The organism is Porphyrobacter sp. CACIAM 03H1, from assembly GCF_002215495.1.
Lineage (GTDB): Bacteria > Pseudomonadota > Alphaproteobacteria > Sphingomonadales > Sphingomonadaceae > Erythrobacter.
On the sequence record NZ_CP021378.1, the window covers coordinates 3,387,996 to 3,407,161 of the forward strand.

Here is a 19,166-nt window from a genome sequence, read left to right on the forward strand (position 1 = left end):
CGGACATGCCTTCGGTTTCCACTTCGTCCGGTCATTGCCCCAACAACTCCCCGCCCAGCGATGGGCGGGGTTTTTTGTCGCCCTTCACCGGTTGTGCCGACCCTTGACGTAAATGCGCCCGCAAGACCGCGAGCAGTCCCGGGGGCGGGGGAACTCGTCGGTCTCGCGGGCGCAGCCCGGCAGGTGCGCGGCGGGTCGCAAACCGCGCGGCCGGGATCGGGTCAGCCCTGATCGAAGCGCTGGAAATACTCGCGGAACTCCATGCTGATGCGCTGGCGCTCCTCGACCGGCGCATGGCGGATCACATCGGGCAGCCAGCTGCTCTCTTCCTGATAGACGTGCTGCTGCACCGCACTCTCGATGTGATCGAGCTTCTCGCGCCATTCGCGCGTCCCGGGGGCCATCTTCTGCAACTCGGCGAGTTGCACCTTGGTCATGGCGTGCTCCTCGTAGGCCATGCCGGCATGGGCCTTGCCCGAGTGCTCGGAGATATCGGGGTAAACCACCGCTTCTTCGGCCATCGAATGGCCGTTGAGCAGCACGGCAAGCTCCCGGACCGCCGCCTCGGCACCGGGCCCGGCGGCCTCGCGCGCCTCGGCGAACAGGGCCTCGATCTGGCGGTGCTGGGCGAGGATGTCCTCGGCGAAGGGCTCTCCCACCGACAGTTCCTCGAGCTGCCGTCGCGCATCCGCGCGCTGTTCGTCGGAAGCCGCCGGGGCGAGTGCGGCGGCGATGCGGTCCAGAAAGGACATGGGAGAGCCTCCTCTTCGGGGGTTGGGGAGTCGGGTTTGTGGGGTCACCCTAGGATCCGCCTTTGATGCGGCCATCGCCTGCTTTCCTATCCCGGGTTAAGGTCCGGAAGCTCGCCGCGCGCCAAGCCCTCTCCACCAACGGGCCACTCGGACGTCGCATGACCGCTTCTCCATTCCCGCCGCAGCCCGGGACGCAGCAATGAGCGCCGCGGCCCCGCTCTCGCTCCTTCTGGATTTCGACGGAACGCTCGTCGAAACCGCCCCCACGCCCGACGCCGTTGAGATCGGCGCGGACTTGCGCGCCCTCGTCGCCGAGGCGCTGCAACGCCTGGGCGGGCGGCTGGCGATCATCAGCGGCCGTTCGCTCGAGCAGCTCGACGCGCTGTGGGGCCGCACGCTCTGGCCGGTGACGGTCGCCGCGAGCCACGGTCTCGAATTGCGCCACGACGGACGGCTGCGCGCCCCGCCCCCGGCCCGGATCTTCGCTCGCCTGACGCGCGAGACGGAAGCCCGCTTCGGCGCCCGCAACGGGGTGGTGATCGAATTGAAGAGCTACGGGCTCGGCATCCATTACCGCCTCGCGCCGCGCCTGCGCGAAGCGGTGCGCACATGGGCCGATGCCTGCGCCGCGGAGCACGACCTGGTGATCCAGGAAGGCGACATGGTGTGCGAGCTGCGCCTTCCAGGCGCGGACAAGGGCGACGCCGTGCGCACCATCATGCAGCGCCAGCCTTTCGCGGGAAGCCGGCCGGTCTACATTGGCGACGACCTGACAGACATCGCCGCGATCGACGCCGCCCGCGTGCTCGGCGGGCAGGGGATCGCGGTCGGCCCGCGGATCGCGGAGCACGCCGATGCGGTGCTCGCCGACCCGCAGGCGGTCCATGATCGCATCCGCCTGTTGCTCGACGAGGCCCCTGCCGCACCTTTCATCACATAGGCGGTTTTTTGCACGTGTGCCTTGGGCGAAGGCCGCAGTCACGCCCGCACCCCCCCTTGCACGGCATCCCCGCCGGCCAAACGGAGCGCCTTCCATGCCCCGCCTCATCGCCATATCGAACCGCGTCCAGGTCGAGACCGAAGGAGAGAACGCGAACCGCGGCGGCCTTGCGGTGGCGCTCGCTGCGGCCTTGCGGAGCAGCAACGGACTGTGGTTCGGCTGGTCGGGCGAACAGACGGAGGAGTTTACCGGCCAGATCACCTTCCGCCGCGAAGGCGGGGTAGCGACCGCCACGATCGACCTCGAGGCGCAGGACGTCGACGAATACTACAACGGCTTTGCCAACCGCACCTTGTGGCCGCTGTTCCACTACCGGCTCGACCTCACCGAGATCGCGCGCGATTTCGCCGGGGGCTATGCGCGCGTCAACGAGCGTTTCGCCGAGACGCTGGGACCGCTGCTCGAGCCCGACGACCTGATCTGGGTGCACGACTACCACCTGATGCCGCTGGGCGCGCGCCTGCGGATGCGCGGCTTCGACAACCGGATCGGCTTTTTCCTGCACATCCCCTGGCCCCCCTCGAGCCTGCTGATGTCGCTCCCCAACCACCGCGACCTCGTCGAGAGCCTGCTCGCCTATGACGTGATCGGGTTCCAGTCGGACGAATGGCGGCAGGCCTTCATCGACTATGTGACGGCCCAGTTCGACGCCGAGATGGACGGCGAATACGCGTGCCACAAAGGACGGCGCACGCGTCTGCTCGACTGCCCGATCGGGCTCGATGCGGCCGATTTCGGCAGCGCGGTGCATTCCCTCGCGGCCAAGCAGGCCGAGACGCGGCTGGTGGTGAGCGCGGTCGGGCGCGACATGATCGTGGGTGTCGACCGGCTCGATTATTCCAAGGGCCTGCAGGAACGCTTTGCCGCCTACGAACTGCTGCTCACCAAGCGCCCCGAGCTGCGCGAGAAGATCGCGCTGCTGCAGATCGCCCCGCCTTCGCGCGGGGATGTGCCGAGCTACCAGCAGATCCGCGCCGACCTGAGCGCGCTGTCGGGCAGCATCAACGGGGAGTTCGCCTCGATCGACTGGGTGCCGATCCGCTATGTCAACCAGGGCTACTCGCGCGACGAGCTGTTCGGCATCTACCGCGCCTCGAAGGTCGGCCTTGTCACCCCCTTGCGCGACGGGATGAACCTCGTCGCCAAGGAATATGTCGCGGCGCAGGATCCGGCCGATCCGGGGGTGCTGGTGCTGTCCTGCTTCGCCGGGGCCGCCGCGCAGCTCAAGGAGGCGGTGATCGTCAACCCGCACAGTGCCGAGGACATCGCCGACGGCATCGCCCGGGCGCTCGCAATGCCGCTCGCCGAACGGCAGGAACGGCACAAGGCGATGCTCGAATGCATCACCCGGCAGGACGTGAACTGGTGGTCGCAAACCTTCATGGAGGCGCTCGCCGAAGTGCCCGGCCCGGACAGCCGGCCGCAGCTTATTGAGGCGGGCGGCGGCAAGGCCTGAGCCCGCGCCCGGGACGACCGCGGCTTTGGTGCGGGCACAAGACAACCCCCGCGCCAGATGGGATCGTGCGCGGGGGTCATCCGTGACGCTAGGCGCGTCCGCCTATGGCGCGGGCGTCGCCTGCGGCGGGGCGCCGGTCGCGCCGCCTGCCGCGCCGGTGCCTGCGCTGTTCCGCTCCAGCCAGTCGTGATGCTTCTGGACGGTCGGGATCGTGCTCTGCGCGAACTGGCGCAGCTCGGCGACATCGCCATTGCCGGCATAGGCCTTGAGCAGCGACAGTGCCTTGCGGTGCGCAGCCATCTGCTGGCTCAGGTATTCGCGGTCGAAATCCTGTCCGTCGAGCCGCTCGAGAATGTCCAGCTGCGCCTGACGCTCGGTGTCGAGGCTGGCGGGCATGTTGAAGGTCTGGTTGCCGCTGCCTGCCGCATCCTTGAGCGCCTGGCTGGACCGGGTGTGATCGTCGACCATCATCTGCGCGAATTCACGGGTCGAGCCCATCTCGGCCTTCTCGAGCGCCAGCCTGCCGGCGGTGATCTCGTACATGTCGGACATGGCCACGGCCTGGGCGAAACCCTGCGCGCTGGGGGGCTGGTCGGCGAAGTCCTCGCCGGCGGCGTCGGTCTGCATCATGCCGGTGCCGTCGCCCACGGTCTGATCGGTCGCCTCGCGACCGTCGCAGGCGGCCACCAGCAGGCTCGCGGTGATCATAAGGGCTATCCGCATCCTCATTCCTTTCATTGCGCTTGGCCCCGATTGCGGGGCGGCACCTGTGATAGGGACGAGAGGCGGCAGGCGAATTCACATAGGCCAGTGACCCGCTTTAGCGGGGTGGCGCGGGGCAAGCGCGCGGAATCCTTGCCGAGTTTAGGGAACGCGGTTGCGAGGTGTCCGACAAAGGCAGGGGGGAGGAACACAAGGACAAGGTGCCATGCCCAAGCCAGCCGCCATCGAACAGCGCGACCCCGCACCGCCCTGCTTCACCGCCGAGATGACCGCCTCCTTGCCCGCGCTGCGCAGCTTCGCACGCTCGCTGTGCCGCCAGCGCGACATGGCCGACGATCTTGTGCAGGAAACGATGGTGCGGGCGTGGTCGTCGCGCCACACCTTCCTGCCGGGGAGCAACTTCCGTCCCTGGCTGTTCACGATCCTGCGCAACCAGTTCTACAATGCGGTGAGGAAGCGTAACCGGCTGGTCGCCTGGGAACCTGAGGCAGCCGAGCGGCTGCTGGTGCAGGAGCCCGAACAGGAGACGCGCCTCCATGTCGCCGACATCGAAGGCGCGCTCGACCAGCTGCCGCCGGGCCAGCGCGAGATGCTGCTGCTGATCGCGGGCGCGGGGCTCAGCTACGAGGAGGCGGCGGCGGTCGCCGATTGCAAGCTCGGGACTGTCAAGAGCCGCATCAACCGGGGCCGCGCGGGCCTCAGGGCGATCATCGAGGGCGGCGAGGCCCTGCCCGACTGCTGATCTGCCCGACACGCCATGATGCGGGCCCGCCTTTCGGCGAGCCCGCATGCAAGCGGCGCGGGCGATGTGCCTCGGACCCCGCGCCGCCGGTATGTCGGAAGAAGGCCTACTCGGCCTGTTCCTCGACCCGTTCAGCCTGCGCCTCGCCCTGCTCGCGCACGGCATCGGCCCGGTTTTCGAGGTTCTGTTCGGCAGCAGGATCCGCGCCGTTGGCGGTCTGGTCGAGCTGGTCGGCGCGTTGCTCCATCGCGTCTGCCCTGGCTTCGGCGTTCTCTTCGATGGCGTCCGCGCGTTCCTCGGCCCGCTCCTCGGCAGGGCTGTCGCATCCGGCAAGGCCGAAAGCCGCGAGCGCCATGGCTGCACCAGTGATGATCGTGTTCTTCATGTGCATTTCTCCGGAGTTACCGCACCGAACCGCGGCGGAACAGGTTGACGATGGCGAGCAGCACCAGCGCGCCGAGGAACGACACGATCAGCGCGCTGATCGAGAAATCGCCGGCAGTGATGTTGCCGCCGCCGATCAGGGGGTTGATCAGGAATCCGGCGAGCAGGGCGCCGACCACGCCGACGACGATGTTGAGGAAGATGCCCTGCTGGGCGTCGGTCCGCATCACCATGCTGGCAAGCCATCCGAGGATGCCTCCGATGATGATGATCAGGATGATGTTCATGAGCTTTCTCCTTGCCGAGAGGTGATTTCCGTCCGGTCGGCAGCCGCCATTCGGCCACGCGCCGGATCGCTTTCGACCGGTCCATGCCTGACAGGGTGCCGCGGATGCGCCCTCACTTATGTTGTGGAGGATGCAACACGCCTCGCGCCGATCTGCGGCGGCAGGAGAAAACGAGGCGGGAGAGGCGCGGATCAGGCGAGCAGGGGCGGCAAGGCGAAGAGCCGCGCGAATTCAATTGCCCGTTCCCGGTCCCCGGTGATGACGAGCCCGGCCCCGGCCTCGAGTTCCGCCCAGGGCACTCCGGCATAGATTCCGGCCGCGATCACATCGGCCGATGCCGCGCGGAATACCGCATTCGCTCCCTCCACCGCCCCACGTCTTATCGGAAGCTCGCGCCCCTGCGGCTCGGCGATGAAGCTGTCCTCGCCGATCACGAAACCGATCCGTCCGACAAAGGCCGCACAGGCTTCGCGGTCGAGCATGGTGCGCAAGGACAGCATCAACGACACTGCCGAAAGCGGCAGGCGCGGATCGTGGGCCGAGGACTGCGCGGCCCAGCGTCCGAGCTCCTGGATCAGCGGTTCGGCAGCGAGCCCCCACGCAGTCAGTTCGTAGACCTGCGCCTTGCCGGGCGGCGGCAGGCTGCGTCGGACCAGCACCCCCGCATCCTCAAGAGCTGTGAGCCGCTCGGTCAGCACCTTGGCCGAGATGCCGGGCAAGGCACTGCGCAGATCGGAAAAGCGCCTTGCGCCCATCATCAGTTCGCGCACCACCAGCAGCGCCCATCGCTCGCCGATCACCTCCAGACCGAAGGCTGTACCGCAGGCGTCGTTGTACCACCGCCCGTGTCCCGTGGCGGCTCGGCTCGTCCCGTTTTTGGTTTCTTTTGGTAACTTCATTGTTGACGAAAGTAACCCTCACTCGGACAACACGCAAGGGAGCGAGTCGGGACCGGCTCGCCGAGGAGGAGAAAAATCCATGTATATCGACGGTTTCGTGATTGCCGTGCCGGCCGACAAGCGCCAGGCTTTCATCGATCACGCGAGCAAGGCCGACCCCTTCTTCGTTGAAAACGGCGCGATCCGCGTGGTCGAGTGCTGGGGCGAGGATGTGCCCAACGGCGAGGTCACCGACTTCCGCCGCGCGGTCGCCGCCGAACAGGGCGAGGACGTCGTGTTCAGCTGGATCGAATGGCCCGACAAGGCGACCCGCGATGCGGCCTTCGCCCTGATGATGGCAGAGGACTTCGACGACCCGCGCCTCGACAAGGCGCAGAACCCCATGCCGTTCGACGGCAAGCGCATGATCTTCGGCGGCTTCGAGCCGGTCGTGGACCTGGGCCGGTGAGCGGCGCTCAGCATCGCCCGCGTCATGGTGCGGTGACCTGGCACGAGCTGATGACACACGAACCCGAGGCTGCGCAGGCGTTCTACGGCAGCGTGCTGGGCTGGCGCTTCGATACGGGCGAGGTCGGCGGGCGAAGCTACGACGTGATCCTCGCCGGCGAGACGGCGATCGGCGGGATGCTCGGTCTCGATGCGGGGATGCGCGAGGCCGGTGCCACACCAGTCTGGGCCGCCTATCTGGCGGTCGACAGCCTCGACGCCGCCAGCGCAGCGATCCGCGAGAGCGGCGGGGAACTGACGATGGAGGGCCTCGCGATCCCCGGCATGGGCCGCTTCGCACTCGCTGCCGATCCCGCAGGAGCGCCGTTCTACGTGATGGAATATGACGGCGCGACCCCGACCGGCGAGCCGCAGTTCCCGCCCCCGCCCGGTCACTGCGCCTGGAACGAATACGCGGCCGACGACCCGGATCGGGCAATCGCCTTCTACACCGGGCTCTCCGGCTGGCGGCAGGAGGGCGAGCTGCCGATGGGCAAGCACGGCGCCTATCGCTTTCTCCATCACGACGACGCGATGATCGGCGCGGTGATGCCTGTCGGCGACACCTGGATGCAGCCGGGCTGGACCTTCTATTTCGTCGTCCCCGACATCGATGCAGGCCTCGCCGCAATCCGCGCGGGCGGCGGGCAGGTGCTGCACGATCCGGTGGAGATCCCCGGCGGCGACTTCTCGGTGAGCGCCGTCGATCCTCAAGGGGCCGGGTTCGGCCTCGTCGGCCCGCGCAAGGCATGAAGGAGTCCGGAATGCACAAGAACACGATCTGCCTGTGGTTCGACAACGCCGCCGAGGAGGCGGCGCGGTTCTATGCCGCGACCTTTCCCGATAGCAGCGTCGGAGCGATCATCCGTGCCCCGCTCGACAACCCCGGCACCCGGGCTGGCGACGTGGTAATCGTCGAGTTCACCGTGCTCGGCATCCCCTGCATCGGCCTCAACGGCGGCCCGATCTTCCCGCAGACCGAGGCGTTCAGCTTCCAGGTGATGACCGAGGACCAGCCCGAGACGGACCGTTACTGGGACGCGATCGTCGGGAACGGCGGCGCCGAGAGCGCCTGCGGGTGGTGCAAGGACCGCTGGGGCATCAACTGGCAGATCACGCCCCGCAGCCTCACCGAGGCCCTCGCGGCAGGGGGAGACGAGGCCGCGCGGGCCTTCGCCGCGATGATGACCATGCAGAAGATCGACGTCGCCGGCATCGACGCGGCGCGGCGGGGAGAAGGCTGATGCGCCAGATCCACGCCGCCGCCTTCGTTTCGCTCGACGGGGTGATGCAGGGCCCGGGCGGGCCGCACGAGGACGTCACCGGAGGCTTTACCGAGGGCGGGTGGGTGTTCAAGCTGTGGGACCCGACGGTGGGCGAGGAAATGGACCGCCTGTTCGGGCGCGACTACGACCTCTTGCTGGGGCGGCGCACCTACGACATCTTCGCGGGCTACTGGCCCTATGTCGAACCGGAGGACGATAGCGCGGACATGAGCCGCGCCTTCACCGCCTGCCGCAAATATGTCCTGTCGCGCGGCACACCGAACCTCGATTGGGCGAACAGCCATCGCCTCGCCGGCATCGCCGAGGTCGCGGCGCTCAAGCAGACCGACGGCCCCGACCTCGTCATCCAGGGGTCGAGCACGCTCTATCCTCCGCTTCTCGCCGCCTGGCTGATCGACCGGCTGACGCTGCTGATCTTCCCGGCCGTGCTGGGACAGGGCAAGCGCCTGTTCGGCGAAGGCACCCAGCCGGGACTGCTGAGCCTCGTCGAGCAGCGCGCGGGCGTTCAGGGCACGCTCATCGCCACTTACGAACAACGCGGGAGCCTGCCGCCGATGCCCGACTTCGCACCGCAGCAGAGCACCAGCGAACGCGAGACGGTACGCCAGCAGGCGATGCGCGAGGGAGTGTGGTGATGATGCGGATTTTCCTGATGGCGACGCTCGGGACCCTGACTGCCTTCGCCCCGCCTGCCCATGCACAGCAGGCCGGTGAGACGCGGCTAGTGGTGCGGCCGTCTCCCGCCGTGCCAGCGACGCCGACACCGGACCAGCAAGCCGCCGTGCTGGAGCGCTTCGCCCGTGCGCGCGACAATCTGGTCGCGCTGCGCGAGGGGCGGCGGTCGGTCAGCGACCTGTCACCGCAGGAATTGCAGGACGTCCTCGATTACGACCGCCGGGTGCGCGGCGATTATCCCGACACCCGCGGCGCGAAGCAGCAATGCATCGACGACGAATTCCGGCGGGCGGGCGGGCGCCCCTCGGCGCTGGCGCGGCAGGTGATCGCCCTCAAGTGCCGCAACTGAGCGGCGGGCGCCTCAAACCAGCGCCCGCTCGCGCGCGATCATCGCCGCCTGTGTGCGGTTCTTCGCGCCGAGCTTGCGGCAGATCAGCTTGACGTGGAGCTTGATGGTAGGCTCGCGCAGGTCGAGGTCGCGGGCGATCTCCTTGTTCGCCTGCCCCGCGCACAGCCCCGCCAGCACCTGCCGCTCGCGCGGGGAAAGGCCGCTCTCGCCCGCAGGACTGCGCGCGGGGCGGTGGAGGTCGATCGGCATGTAGGTCTCGCCCGCCGCCATGAAGCGGATCGCGTTGACCAGCGAGCGCGCGGGCAGGGTCTTGGGCAGATAGCCCGCCGCGCCGCAGGCCAGCACCCGCTCGGCGACATCGTGCGGGGCAAGGCCGCTCATCAGCGCGACCGGCCGCCCGAAGCTCGCTGCCAGCGCTTTCTCCAGCCCGGCATAGCCGTCCATCCCGGGCATCCCGAAGTCGAGCACCACGAGATCATAGGGCGGCGTCGCCGCGGCGATGGCGGCGAGCGCCTGGGGCAGATCGGCAACCGTATCGACCGCGAAGCCGCCCTCAGCCTCGAGATAGGAGCGCAGCACGTCGCGCAGCAGTTCGTGGTCGTCGGCGATCAGGATGCGCATCGTTTCGTCCTTTCGCGGGCCGCCTCGATGGCGGCGGCGGCAGCGCCCGCAAGGCGCGCCGCACTGGTCGGCTTGCCGAGCACACCGTCGAAGCCGCCCTCCGGCCCCTGATGCAGCTGATGGACGCGCGGCAGCGCCGTCAGCAGCAGCACCGGCAGGTCGGCACGGTAGCGGCGCAGCGCCTTGGCGAGCTGTGCGCCGTTCATGTTCGGCATGTCGTAATCGGTGATCACCAGATCCCACGCCGCCGGATCCTCGCGGACCACTGCCATGGCGTCGGTCGGATCGAGGCACGGGCCGACTTCGGCGCCGACCTGTTCGAGCATCGCGGCAACCACGTCGACCACGGCGGGGTTGTCGTCGACCACCAGCACCGCCTTGCCCGCAAGCCCCGGGCCGGGCCGCGCTGCTGCTTCGCCGACCCTCGCCGGATCGCCCGCACCGACCGGCTCGAGCGGCCACCAGATCTCGAACACCGTGCCGCAATCGGGCCATGACTGGATCGCCAGCGCGCCGCGATTGCTGGCGATGATCCCGGACACCACCGCAAGGCCCAGCCCTGTCCCGGCCTCGCCCTTGTGGGTGAAGAAGGGTTCGAACACCTGCTCCAGTTCCTCCGGTCGGATGCCGATCCCGGTGTCGCTGATGCGGATCAGCGCGGCGGGCCCGGAAGGCACGGTGCCGAGCATCAGCTTGCCCGTCGGCTGATAGCCTTCGGCACTCAGCACCTCGAGCTTGATCCGCGCGGTCTCGCCCGGGCGCAGCGCGTCGCGGGCATTGAGCACGAGGTTCAGCACCACCTGGTTCAGTTCGGTGTCGTCGGTCAGCGCCATCAGCGGCGAAGGCGGCAGTTCGAGCTCGATGCGGTGCAGCGGATCGGTGAGGCTCGGCGCGACCAGATCGCGCACGTCCCACAGGGTGCGGCGCAGATCGACCAACCGCGGGTGCGGCACCCGCCGCCCGAGGGTCAGCAGCTTCTCGACCAGCCCCGCCGCGGTGGTCGCGGCCGACTGGATCCGCAGCGAATGGTGCCGCACGCGGTTGTCGTCGATATGGCGCAGCAGCTCGGCCGTGCCGGAGATCGCGGCGATGAGATTGTTGAAATCATGAGCGATCCCGCTCGCGAGCTGGCCCACGACCTCCTGCCGCTGGGCCAGCATCAGCTGTTCGCGCAGCCGCGCCTTCTCGCGCTCCATTCCGCGCCGCTCGCCGACATCGCGGGTGACGCAGACGATCCCGCCATCGGGCGCGAGCGAGAGCGCGATCTCCTGGTCGACCGGCGAACCGTCGGCCCTGCGTCCCTGGGTCTCGCCACGCCACTGGCCGTGGGCGAACAGCAGCGGCATGGCCTCGTCGTTGATGCGCTGCGCCTCTTCCGGGGCATAGAGCGCACTCCACGGTTCGCCCACCAGCACATCGGGATCGGGATAGCCGAACATCGTCGCATGGGCGCGGTTCATGAAGATGAAGCGCCCTTCGGCATCGGTCAGGGCAATGCCGTCGTCCGAAGCCTCGATCGCGGCGACCTGGCGGGCGAGCCGGGCCTCGGTCGCGACCCGTTCGGCCTCGGCGAGCTTGCGGGCCGAGATGTCGCGGATGATCGCGGCGAAACCTGCCGGGCCCGCGTCCACGCCGCTCTCCTCGGGCCACATCGCGAGCGACAGTTCGACAGGAAACTCGTGCCCCGCCTTGCACAGCGCGGGCACCTCGACCGTCTGGCCGACCAGCTTCGCCGGCGCGCGCGCTCGCAGCCGCGCGACCCCGGCGTGATGGTCCTTGCGGTGCTGGCGCGGGATGATCAGGTCGAGGCTCTGGCCGAGCGCTTCCTCCGCGCTCCAGCCGAACATCGCCTCTGCGGCACGGTTCCACAGGATGATGCGGCTATGGGCATCGGTGCACACGAAGGCATCGGTGGTGGTCTCGGCGATCAGTTGGGCGATGCGCCGCTCTTGCCGGGCCTGCTGCCCCTCGAGCAGTGCCACCACCTGCCGCGCCATCAGCTGGAGAATGTCCGCCTCGCGCGCCGAAAAGCCCTCGCGCGGGGTCGGGTCGATCACGCACAGCGTGCCGATCTGGTGCCCGTCGGCAAGCACCAGCGGCGCGCCTGCATAGAAGCGGATATGCGGCGCCCCGGTGACCAGCGGGTTGCGCCTGAAGCGCGGATCCTCGGAGGCATCGGGCACCACCATCACGCCGCTGCCGGCAATCGTGTGCCCGCAGAAGCTTTCGCGGCGGCAGGTTTCGGACGCCTCCAGCCCGTGGCGCGACTTGAACCACTGCCGGCCCTCGTCGACCAAGCTGACGAGCGCGATCGCGGTGTCGAAGCGGTCGGCGGCCAGCCGGGTGATGACATCGAGCTCGGGCTCGGGCGGGGTGTCGAGCACCGCCAGCCGGTGCAGCGCGGCGAGGCGCTCGGGCTCGTCATGCGGGATCGGCGGAAAAGTGAAATCGGGCTCGAGCATGGTGTCGTGCAGTCCGTCAGGAAGGTCGCGTAAAACAGGAGCCCCGGGTGGTTCTCGCGCGTCGCCCGCGCAATCCGGCCATAAGGGAGAAAACTTATCCTTTCGTATAGGTGACCCTGTCCCTGCGGGCTGGCCGTTATCCACGCGTTAGCCGGCCTCAACCCTTTCGCGCCCCGGATTAGCCTTGCGCGATCACGACAGTCCCGCGCCGGTCCGCCATCCAGAGGTCAGCCACGGCGCTCCTGCCGCTGGACTTGACCAGACCAAGAAGGACCAATGACATGAACAAGCTGTTTGCCGGAGCCGTCGTGCTCGCCTCGCTCGCCGCCGCCACCTCGGCCCAGGCCCAGTCGGCCGATGCCGGCGCCGGTGCCAAGATCATCGCCCCGCTCGAGATCAGCAACGTGACCGATCTGTACTTCGGCACCATCGCGCCCTCGACCAGCGTCGCCGACATCGTCACCGTCGCCGCCGACGGCAGCCGCAAGTGCGGCCCGGCGCTGACCTGCCTGACCGCCGACCACACCGCCGCCGCCTTCGCGGTGACCGGCGAGGCCGACGCCTTCTACACCATCTCGCTCCCCAAGGAGATCAAGATCGTCAACGAGAACGGCACAGCGATGCGCGTCGCGGACTTCACCGGCTCGAAGGCCAACGGCCAGCTCCTCAAGGGCGAAGACAGCTTCACCGTCGGCGGCACGCTCGATGTCGGCGTGCGCCAGGAAGCGGGCAAGTACACCGGTAGCTTCACCGTCGCGGTGGAATACCAGTAAAGCCCTCCGTGGCAGGGGGGACGGGACCGCGCATTTTCCCCCGCACGGTCCCGTTTCCCCCCCGCGCCATGCCCAAGACCACCCCTGCCATCCCGAGGTCGTCCCCCATGCTCCGCCTGTCTTTCGCCGCCGCGCTTGCCGCGGCGCTTGCCGCTCCCGTGCCCGCCGCCGCCGAACTGCTGGTCGCCCCCACCCGCGTGGTGCTGACCCCCGAGGCGCGCTCGTCCGAACTCGTGCTCGTCAACAAGGGCACCGAAACCGCCGCCTTCCGCATCGGCATCGAGAACCGCCGGATGCTGGCGGACGGCAGTCTCGAGGACGCCCCCGCCGCGCAGGAGGGCGAGGCCTTCGCCGACGACAAGCTGCGCTACTCCCCGCGCCAGCTGGTGCTCGAACCCGGCGCGCGCCAGGTGGTGCGCATCATGGCGAGCGCCCCCGGCGATCTCGCCCCGGGCGAATACCGCTCGCACCTGCGCCTGATGTCCGCCCCCGTCAGTGCGGGCACGGCGAGCGTTGCGGGCGAGGGTCCGGCCGACAACAGCCTGTCGATCGAACTCGTCGCGATCCGCTCGATCACCATCCCCGTCATCCTGCGCGTCGGCGCGCTCGAGGCCAGCGTCACGATGGACAGCGCCGCGCTGCGCGACGAGGCGCCCGACCAGCTCGTCGTCCGCCTGACCCGCTCCGGCACGCGCTCGACCTATGGCGATGTCAGCTTTACGCCCGAAGGCGCGAAGGAACCCGCGTGGCTGGTGCGGGGCGTCGCGATCTACACCCCCAACACGAGCCGCGAGGTGATCGTGCCGCTTCCATCCGAGGTGCGCAGCCAGCTGGCAGGCAAGCGGGTGCGGATCGACTACACCTCCACCGACGCCGGCGATCCGGCCAGTGCGGGCAAGCTGCTCGCCAGCCTCACCGCGGCGCTTTGAGCCCATGACCCGGCCCGGTCTTCACCCATGTCCCGCCGAACGTTCAGGCCGCTGCACTGGCTGTCCCTGCTGCTGTGCGCAGCCGGACTGCTCGGCGCAGGCGCTGCCCCGGTTCGGGCGCAGGAAGACGGCCTGTTCGATCGGCTATTCGGCAGCGACCCCGCCGCCGAGCGCGCCGGTCCGGCCTCTGACGGGCTCGCCCTTCCAGCCCTTTTTGCTGATGGCAGGCTGATCGCTGACGCCATCCCGCTCCACGATCTCGGGGCCGGGGGCGGCGCCTGCGTCGCAATCCTCCCGCTGCTGGAGGCGCTCGAGCTGGCGCACGACGAGACGGGCGAAGGCATCGCCCTCACCCTTCCCGAGCCGCGCCGCAGCGTCACCATCCCGGCCGCCGCCCTGCTCCCTAGCCCCTCCGGCGATTGCCTGCCGCTCGCCGGTGTGCCCACCCATCTCCCCCTCTCGCTCACCCACGACACGGTAAGCCAATGCCTCGTGATCGCGCCCACCGCGGCCCTGCCGGTGCTGATGCGCCTTGCGCGCGAGGAACGGCAGGCGCGGCTGCGGCCCGAGACCCTGCGCCCCGCCTTCCCGCTGCTCCCCCGCCCCGACCGCCGCGCCGAGTTGTGGAGCGCCGATTTTGGCGCTGGCGCGGGGATCGCGCCGCAGGGCCGCCAGCTTTCGGCCAGCCTGCTGGCGAGCGGTGCCCTGTTCGGCATGGCAGGCCGCGCGAGCGTCGCGCTGGGCGGCGACGGCCGGATCACCGCCGGGCTCGCCTTCACCGAGGCGCGCGACACGCCCGACCTGCTCGGCCCGCTGGGCGCGCGCAGCATCGCGCTTGGCGACATCGCCGCCCCGGCCCAGCCGCTGATCGCCGACGCCCTTTCGGGCCGCGGGCTGGTGATCTCCTCGCGCGCGCCGTGGCGAGCCGATCTCGTCGACACCATCACCCTGTCCGGCCCTCTCCCCGCAGGCTGGGAGGCCGAGCTGTGGCATGAGGAACGCCTCGTCGCCGTCACCCGCACCCCTGACGCGGCCGGACAATGGCTGTTCGGCGACATCCCGGTGCGGATCGGGGAGAACCGCTGGGCGGTGCGCCTCTACGGCCCCAATGGCGAGACCGACGAGCAGGTCTTCACCCGGCTGGTCGGCACCGAGATGAACCCCGAGAACGAGGTCGGCTTCAGCTTCGGGGTGGTCGACGGCGGGCGCCCGCTGATCGGCGAGACGCTCGCTGGAGAGCCCGCCGGGCCGACCGCCTTCGCCAGCCTCGACTGGGGAATGACCCCCGATGTCACCGCGCGGCTGGATCTGCGCGCAGGACTGGAGGGCAAGCCCGCCGTGGCGCTCGGTCTCAACGGCGCGCTGGGCGGCGGGCTGTGGGCGGTGACCGGCGCGCGCGACCGTGCGGGAGGGCTCGGCGGGGCGATCCGGCTGGCGCGGCGGTTCGGGGCGCAGGACCTGACTGTCGACCTCGCCCGTCACGGCACCGACGACAGCCCCGGCCTTCCCCCGCTGGTGCGTGAATTCGCGAGCGTCATGACCCTCGCGGGGCAGGGCCGTATCGGGCTGGGACGGCTGAGCCTTCCCTGGCAAGCGCGCTTCCAGTCCGGTGCGCTGCGGCGCGGCGGGCAGCGCGAAATCATCGCCACGCGGGCGGTGCTGCCGATGGCCGACTGGCAGGCGAACCTTGCGCTCGGCGCGGTGCGCGAGGGGACGACCCCGTGGATCGGCACCGCCGCCTTGGGTCTCACCGCAAGGCACGGCGACTGGCGCCTCAGGAGCGGCGTCACCGCCTCGGACCGGGCGGGATGGCGAGTGGACGGGGCCAGCCTCTCCGCCGCACGGCGGCTGGGGGCGCAGGGCAATGTCGCGCTCGATCTCGATTGGGAGGCGCAGAGCGGCCGGATCGGCGGCGGGGTGACCTTTGCGCGAACCTTCGGCCCCCTCGGCCTCAGCGCCTCGGCAGGGCGCGAGGGGGACGGCTGGCGGGCGGGGATCGGCCTCACCCTCGGCCTGTTCCGCGGCCCCGATCGCTGGCGCACCGCGCCTGCAGGCATCACCCGGTCAGGGGCGATCATGGCCGAGCTGTTCGTCGACGAGGACGGCGACGGCACCCGCGATCCCGCCGAGGCCGGGGTCGCAGAGGGCCGTTTCATCGTCGGCGCGGCGTTGCGGCGCGAGGCGACCGACGCCGCAGGGCGCGTACTGATTGGCGGCATCGCGCCGGGACCCGCGACCGATCTCGAGGTGCAGATGGCGAGCCTTTCCGACTTCACCTTGCGCCCCGCCCGGGCCGGTGACCGCATCACCCTGCGCCCCGGGGAAGTGCGCCATGTGCCCATTGGCCTGCGTCCCACGGGGAGCATCGAGGTGCAGGTGCTGCTGGTCGCCGGAGACGAGCGCACCCCGCGTTCGGGTGTGCCGGTGATCCTGCGCGACGCACAAGGTGGCGAGGCGGCGCGGGCGGTCACCGATTTCGACGGCTATGTGCTGTTCGAGGGGCTGGCCTTCGGCACCTTTCGGGCCGAGGCGGCGGGGCAGGTGGGCAGCCCGCTGACGGTGTCCCGCGAGGTCCCCGATGCGCGGACCCGCCTGCTGATCCCAGCCGCGAAGCCGCGCTGAGGCTCCGCCTGCCCGGAAGGGGGCTAGCGCCGCTTCAGCACGAGATAGAGCGCGCCGTCGCCGCCATGCCTGATATGCGCGCGGCGCACCGCCGCGATTGCTTCGGCGTGGCGGCTGGCGGCGAGCCAGTCGAGCAGCTTGGCGCGGATCGCCCCGCGGCGCGCCATGCGGTCGGCGGGATCGACCGGGCGCTCGCGCCCCGCCACCACCAGCACCACCCGCGCGTTCATCGCCCGCGCCTGGTCGAGCGCGCTCATCACCCGGTCATAGGCGGTATCGAGCGTATGACCGTGGAGGTCGAGCGTCAGGTCGGGCTCGAGCCGCCCCGCCTTCACCCGCCGGTCCCAATGTGAATCGAGGCCCTTCTGATCCTCCCCCTTCAGGGGAGGGGGACCATGCGCAGCATGGTGGAGGGGCGGGCGAGGCTTGGCGGAAGGGGCCTTGGAGGAGGGCTTCGCAGGTTTGACGAACTTGCCGGGAGGAGCGGGGGCGGCGGCCTTGCTTGCCCCTCCACCAACCTTCGGTTGGTCCCCCTCTCCGTTCCGGGGAGGAGCGGGGCGCTTCTTCCCCGGCAGCGGCTTCACGCTCGCGGCGAGGTGCGCCCAGGCCGCCTGTTCGCCGGTCGTCAGCCCCCGCGGCGTCCGCATCATCGGGCGAGCCGCGCGGCGGCGGCCTTGGGCAGCAGCACATAAGCGCGCCCGCGCCCGCTCATGCCGCCCGCGATCCGGCGCGCGTCCTCGCCCGCGCCCCAGAAGGTGTCGAAGCGGTTGGCGCCCTTGATCGCCCCGCCGGTGTCTTGCGCGATCCACAGGCCATTGGCCTCGCGCCGGTCGAGATCGAGCCACACCGGCGCGCCCAGCGGCACGAAGGCCGGGTCCGCCGCCACCGAGGCCTCGCGCCGCACCGGCACGCCGAGCGCGCCAAGCGGCCCGTCGCCGGTCAGCTCCTGGAAGAAGATCCAGCTCTTGTTGAGGCGCATGAGATCGCGGCCCTCGCGCGGATTCTCGCGTATATAGGCCATGATCCCCTGCATCGACCCGGAATACTGCCCCGGCCCGCTCCCCAGCAGACCGCGCTCGCGCATCACGCCGCCGATGCCGACATACTCACGCCCGTTCTGTCCCGCATAGCCGATGCGGATCACCTCGCCCTCGGGGGTGATCAGCCGCCCGGAGCCCTGGATCTGGAGGAAGAAGAACTCCACAGGATCGGCGGCCCACGCGATCACCCGCGCCTTGCCTGCGAGCGCCCCGTCCTCGATCGCCGCACGGTCGTGATAGAGCACGAAGCGGCCCCGCTCGTCATAGCGCCCGAGCGGCGGGCGGCCGGTGCGTTCGGAGGGCTTCACATCGTCGGGCCATCCTCGCACGAGATCGGAGGGCATGGCATAGACCGGCACCTCGAAACCGGGGCGGCGGGTGCGGCTGCCGGCGATCTCGGGCTCGAAATACCCCGTGGCGAAGGCCTTGCCGTCGCCAATCTGCACGGGGGAGAATTCCGCCGCGAAGAACTCCCGCGCCCGGGAAGGCGAAGCCGAGCGCGCACGCTCGCAGGCGCCGCGCCAGTCGTCGGGACGGGTGAGACCGCTCGCATCCTCGCGGGCGAGGAGACGCGGGCAGGATTCGATGAAGCCGGCGAGCGCCCCGCGCGCGTCGGCATCCGCCACGACAAGCGCGGCGAAGGCCGGGCCGAGCGCCACGCCGGCAAGCACGGCATTGGCGGCCAACGGGGCCACGGGCGCGGTCACGGCAGGCGGCGGCACGGTGCCCTGCGGCACCACCCGCCCGCAAGCCCCCAGCGCCAGCATCACGGCCAGAGCCAGAACCCCGCGCATCGCCAAACTCTCCTTGCGAAGGGCCTTCGCGGCCCGCCGATCAACTCTCGATCAACCCTCGTCGGTCTCGTCGAGCAGCCAGTTGGGATCGCGCGCCGAGACGTTGCGCGAGAAGGTCCAGACATCGCGGCTCTCGATCGCGTCGTCGAGCGATCCGGCGATCACGTTGCCTGCGCTGTCGCGGGTGACGGCAGCGATGTCGGCGACGAACAGCAGCGCGATGCGCGCCATGCGGCCATCGAGCGCGGCCGAGTGGATGCGCACTTCCTCGATCCGGATGAGGGTGTTGTCCATCGTCTCGCCCGCCGCCTCGCGCGCATCGATCGCGGCGATGAAACCGGCATAGACATCATCGTCGCACAGCTCGCGCAGGGTCTCCCGGTCGCCTTTCCAGAAGGCTTCAAGAATCATGCGATAGGCACCGCGCGCGCCTTCGAGGAACTGGGCGAGGTTGAAGCGGCCGTCGGCGGCGGCGATCTCGCGCAGGGCGCGCTCGACTGCGGGCATCACTCCTTCGAGCTCGGGCGCGCGCGGCGCCGGCACGGGCGCGGGCACGGCGGCCGGGCGGATCGCCGGCTTGTCGTCCGATTCGAAGCGCTGCACCGCGGGCTCCTCCTCCTGCTCGGCACGGCGGCCGAGGACGGAATAGAGGCGCAGGCCGAGGAAGGCGGCGACCATGGCGAGGAGAACGATTTCGAGCACGGCAGGGATTTCCGATCTTCAATCAGGGCACAGGGTCGAGCTACGGCACGTCCTTGCCCATGGACGAGCCACCCTGCCTTAAATGGGGTCTGATTACAATTCGCCAACGCCCGATAGGTTGCCACTCGGGCCGAAAGCCCCGGCGGCATCGGCCGCAGTTGCGGCGGCCCCGCGCCCCTGCTAG

At 69.9% G+C, this 19,166-nt stretch carries 21 protein-coding genes; 11 read left to right on the forward strand and 10 right to left on the reverse strand.

Features of this window, described 5'->3' with window-relative positions; genetic code table 11:
• Nucleotides 1-221: 221 nt before the first annotated feature.
• A complete protein-coding gene (locus tag CBR61_RS16065; protein WP_157696645.1) occupies nt 222-752 on the reverse strand; it encodes a hemerythrin domain-containing protein in 531 nt (176 codons plus the stop codon).
• 199 nt (nt 753-951) lie between these two features.
• Between CBR61_RS16065 and otsB the strand changes: the two genes are divergently transcribed.
• Nucleotides 952-1,692, forward strand: a complete 741-nt coding sequence (otsB, locus tag CBR61_RS16070) for a trehalose-phosphatase (protein WP_088915277.1) — start codon at nt 952-954, stop codon at nt 1,690-1,692.
• Between the two features lie 94 nt (nt 1,693-1,786).
• Nucleotides 1,787-3,208, forward strand: coding sequence for an alpha,alpha-trehalose-phosphate synthase (UDP-forming) (locus tag CBR61_RS16075; protein WP_088915278.1), 1,422 nt, complete (start codon nt 1,787-1,789; stop codon nt 3,206-3,208).
• A gap of 102 nt (nt 3,209-3,310) precedes the next feature.
• On the opposite strand, the gene CBR61_RS16080 is transcribed toward CBR61_RS16075, so the two are convergent.
• Nucleotides 3,311-3,931, reverse strand: coding sequence for a DUF4142 domain-containing protein (locus CBR61_RS16080; protein ID WP_157696646.1), 621 nt, complete (start codon nt 3,929-3,931; stop codon nt 3,311-3,313).
• 205 nt (nt 3,932-4,136) lie between these two features.
• Here CBR61_RS16080 and CBR61_RS16085 point away from each other — a divergent pair, with 205 nt between their 5' ends.
• A complete protein-coding gene (locus tag CBR61_RS16085) occupies nt 4,137-4,673 on the forward strand; it encodes a sigma-70 family RNA polymerase sigma factor (protein WP_088915280.1) in 537 nt (178 codons plus the stop codon).
• 106 nt (nt 4,674-4,779) lie between these two features.
• Here the strand turns inward: CBR61_RS16085 and CBR61_RS16090 are convergent, their stop codons facing one another.
• The 3 genes from CBR61_RS16090 to CBR61_RS16100 form a co-directional block, all read right to left on the reverse strand.
• On the reverse strand, nt 4,780-5,058 hold the full coding sequence (locus CBR61_RS16090) for a hypothetical protein (RefSeq protein ID WP_088915281.1): 279 nt from the start codon (nt 5,056-5,058) through the stop codon (nt 4,780-4,782).
• A 16-nt stretch (nt 5,059-5,074) separates the two neighbouring features.
• Complete coding sequence (locus CBR61_RS16095; protein ID WP_088915282.1) at nt 5,075-5,344, reverse strand: GlsB/YeaQ/YmgE family stress response membrane protein; 270 nt, start codon at nt 5,342-5,344, stop codon at nt 5,075-5,077.
• Between the two features lie 191 nt (nt 5,345-5,535).
• The gene (locus tag CBR61_RS16100; protein WP_088915283.1) at nt 5,536-6,243 is read right to left on the reverse strand and encodes a winged helix-turn-helix transcriptional regulator; all 708 of its coding nucleotides are present in this window, start codon (nt 6,241-6,243) and stop codon (nt 5,536-5,538) included.
• A 79-nt stretch (nt 6,244-6,322) separates the two neighbouring features.
• Between CBR61_RS16100 and CBR61_RS16105 the strand changes: the two genes are divergently transcribed.
• Genes CBR61_RS16105 through CBR61_RS16125 form a run of 5 tightly spaced genes read left to right on the forward strand, consistent with a single transcriptional unit; the run spans nt 6,323 to nt 9,039 of the window.
• Nucleotides 6,323-6,691 (forward strand): DUF1428 domain-containing protein, encoded by a 369-nt coding sequence (locus CBR61_RS16105; RefSeq protein WP_088915284.1) that lies wholly within the window; start codon nt 6,323-6,325, stop codon nt 6,689-6,691.
• A 50-nt stretch (nt 6,692-6,741) separates the two neighbouring features.
• Nucleotides 6,742-7,482 (forward strand): VOC family protein, encoded by a 741-nt coding sequence (locus tag CBR61_RS16110; protein ID WP_088915682.1) that lies wholly within the window; start codon nt 6,742-6,744, stop codon nt 7,480-7,482.
• Between the two features lie 11 nt (nt 7,483-7,493).
• Nucleotides 7,494-7,973, forward strand: coding sequence for a VOC family protein (locus CBR61_RS16115; protein WP_088915285.1), 480 nt, complete (start codon nt 7,494-7,496; stop codon nt 7,971-7,973).
• The gene (locus CBR61_RS16120; protein WP_088915286.1) at nt 7,973-8,650 is read left to right on the forward strand and encodes a dihydrofolate reductase family protein; all 678 of its coding nucleotides are present in this window, start codon (nt 7,973-7,975) and stop codon (nt 8,648-8,650) included. The genes CBR61_RS16115 and CBR61_RS16120 overlap by 1 nt, the downstream gene beginning before the upstream one ends.
• Nucleotides 8,650-9,039 carry a hypothetical protein gene (locus CBR61_RS16125; RefSeq protein WP_088915287.1) on the forward strand — a complete coding sequence of 130 codons (390 nt, stop codon included), beginning with the start codon at nt 8,650-8,652 and terminating at the stop codon, nt 9,037-9,039. The genes CBR61_RS16120 and CBR61_RS16125 overlap by 1 nt, the downstream gene beginning before the upstream one ends.
• A 12-nt stretch (nt 9,040-9,051) precedes the next feature.
• On the opposite strand, the gene CBR61_RS16130 is transcribed toward CBR61_RS16125, so the two are convergent.
• Nucleotides 9,052-9,660, reverse strand: a complete 609-nt coding sequence (locus CBR61_RS16130; RefSeq protein ID WP_088915288.1) for a response regulator transcription factor — start codon at nt 9,658-9,660, stop codon at nt 9,052-9,054.
• A complete protein-coding gene (locus CBR61_RS16135; protein ID WP_088915289.1) occupies nt 9,648-12,122 on the reverse strand; it encodes a PAS domain S-box protein in 2,475 nt (824 codons plus the stop codon). The genes CBR61_RS16130 and CBR61_RS16135 overlap by 13 nt, the downstream gene beginning before the upstream one ends.
• Nucleotides 12,123-12,403: 281 nt before the next feature.
• Here CBR61_RS16135 and CBR61_RS16140 point away from each other — a divergent pair, with 281 nt between their 5' ends.
• The 3 genes from CBR61_RS16140 to CBR61_RS16150 all read left to right on the forward strand — a co-directional run bounded on the left by CBR61_RS16140 (nt 12,404) and on the right by CBR61_RS16150 (nt 16,446).
• Entirely contained in the window at nt 12,404-12,895 is a 492-nt protein-coding gene (locus CBR61_RS16140) for a DUF4402 domain-containing protein (protein WP_088915290.1), read from the forward strand.
• Nucleotides 12,896-13,002: 107 nt separating this feature from the next.
• The gene (locus CBR61_RS16145) at nt 13,003-13,824 is read left to right on the forward strand and encodes a molecular chaperone (RefSeq protein WP_088915291.1); all 822 of its coding nucleotides are present in this window, start codon (nt 13,003-13,005) and stop codon (nt 13,822-13,824) included.
• Between the two features lie 27 nt (nt 13,825-13,851).
• Nucleotides 13,852-16,446, forward strand: coding sequence for a hypothetical protein (locus CBR61_RS16150; protein ID WP_088915292.1), 2,595 nt, complete (start codon nt 13,852-13,854; stop codon nt 16,444-16,446).
• A gap of 23 nt (nt 16,447-16,469) precedes the next feature.
• Here the strand turns inward: CBR61_RS16150 and CBR61_RS16155 are convergent, their stop codons facing one another.
• From CBR61_RS16155 to CBR61_RS16165, 3 genes are read right to left on the reverse strand one after another with little or no spacing between them, the layout of a single operon-like run.
• Nucleotides 16,470-17,096, reverse strand: coding sequence for a Smr/MutS family protein (locus tag CBR61_RS16155; protein ID WP_088915293.1), 627 nt, complete (start codon nt 17,094-17,096; stop codon nt 16,470-16,472).
• The gene (locus tag CBR61_RS16160) at nt 17,093-18,280 is read right to left on the reverse strand and encodes a murein transglycosylase A (protein ID WP_088915294.1); all 1,188 of its coding nucleotides are present in this window, start codon (nt 18,278-18,280) and stop codon (nt 17,093-17,095) included. The genes CBR61_RS16155 and CBR61_RS16160 overlap by 4 nt, the downstream gene beginning before the upstream one ends.
• A gap of 51 nt (nt 18,281-18,331) precedes the next feature.
• On the reverse strand, nt 18,332-18,982 hold the full coding sequence (locus CBR61_RS16165; protein WP_267890701.1) for a Tim44/TimA family putative adaptor protein: 651 nt from the start codon (nt 18,980-18,982) through the stop codon (nt 18,332-18,334).
• Nucleotides 18,983-19,166 lie beyond the last annotated feature (184 nt).

What these genes read in the sequence shown, in the direction of transcription:
- CBR61_RS16065 (WP_157696645.1), bottom strand. Translation starts at nt 752, where the DNA reads ATGTCCTTTCTGGACCGCATCGCCGCCGCACTCGCCCCGGCGGCTTCC.
- otsB (WP_088915277.1), top strand. Translation starts at nt 952, where the DNA reads ATGAGCGCCGCGGCCCCGCTCTCGCTCCTTCTGGATTTCGACGGAACG.
- CBR61_RS16075 (WP_088915278.1), top strand. Translation starts at nt 1,787, where the DNA reads ATGCCCCGCCTCATCGCCATATCGAACCGCGTCCAGGTCGAGACCGAA.
- CBR61_RS16080 (WP_157696646.1), bottom strand. Translation starts at nt 3,931, where the DNA reads ATGCGGATAGCCCTTATGATCACCGCGAGCCTGCTGGTGGCCGCCTGC.
- CBR61_RS16085 (WP_088915280.1), top strand. Translation starts at nt 4,137, where the DNA reads ATGCCCAAGCCAGCCGCCATCGAACAGCGCGACCCCGCACCGCCCTGC.
- CBR61_RS16090 (WP_088915281.1), bottom strand. Translation starts at nt 5,058, where the DNA reads ATGAAGAACACGATCATCACTGGTGCAGCCATGGCGCTCGCGGCTTTC.
- CBR61_RS16095 (WP_088915282.1), bottom strand. Translation starts at nt 5,344, where the DNA reads ATGAACATCATCCTGATCATCATCATCGGAGGCATCCTCGGATGGCTT.
- CBR61_RS16100 (WP_088915283.1), bottom strand. Translation starts at nt 6,243, where the DNA reads ATGAAGTTACCAAAAGAAACCAAAAACGGGACGAGCCGAGCCGCCACG.
- CBR61_RS16105 (WP_088915284.1), top strand. Translation starts at nt 6,323, where the DNA reads ATGTATATCGACGGTTTCGTGATTGCCGTGCCGGCCGACAAGCGCCAG.
- CBR61_RS16110 (WP_088915682.1), top strand. Translation starts at nt 6,742, where the DNA reads ATGACACACGAACCCGAGGCTGCGCAGGCGTTCTACGGCAGCGTGCTG.
- CBR61_RS16115 (WP_088915285.1), top strand. Translation starts at nt 7,494, where the DNA reads ATGCACAAGAACACGATCTGCCTGTGGTTCGACAACGCCGCCGAGGAG.
- CBR61_RS16120 (WP_088915286.1), top strand. Translation starts at nt 7,973, where the DNA reads ATGCGCCAGATCCACGCCGCCGCCTTCGTTTCGCTCGACGGGGTGATG.
- CBR61_RS16125 (WP_088915287.1), top strand. Translation starts at nt 8,650, where the DNA reads ATGATGCGGATTTTCCTGATGGCGACGCTCGGGACCCTGACTGCCTTC.
- CBR61_RS16130 (WP_088915288.1), bottom strand. Translation starts at nt 9,660, where the DNA reads ATGCGCATCCTGATCGCCGACGACCACGAACTGCTGCGCGACGTGCTG.
- CBR61_RS16135 (WP_088915289.1), bottom strand. Translation starts at nt 12,122, where the DNA reads ATGCTCGAGCCCGATTTCACTTTTCCGCCGATCCCGCATGACGAGCCC.
- CBR61_RS16140 (WP_088915290.1), top strand. Translation starts at nt 12,404, where the DNA reads ATGAACAAGCTGTTTGCCGGAGCCGTCGTGCTCGCCTCGCTCGCCGCC.
- CBR61_RS16145 (WP_088915291.1), top strand. Translation starts at nt 13,003, where the DNA reads ATGCTCCGCCTGTCTTTCGCCGCCGCGCTTGCCGCGGCGCTTGCCGCT.
- CBR61_RS16150 (WP_088915292.1), top strand. Translation starts at nt 13,852, where the DNA reads ATGTCCCGCCGAACGTTCAGGCCGCTGCACTGGCTGTCCCTGCTGCTG.
- CBR61_RS16155 (WP_088915293.1), bottom strand. Translation starts at nt 17,096, where the DNA reads ATGATGCGGACGCCGCGGGGGCTGACGACCGGCGAACAGGCGGCCTGG.
- CBR61_RS16160 (WP_088915294.1), bottom strand. Translation starts at nt 18,280, where the DNA reads ATGCGCGGGGTTCTGGCTCTGGCCGTGATGCTGGCGCTGGGGGCTTGC.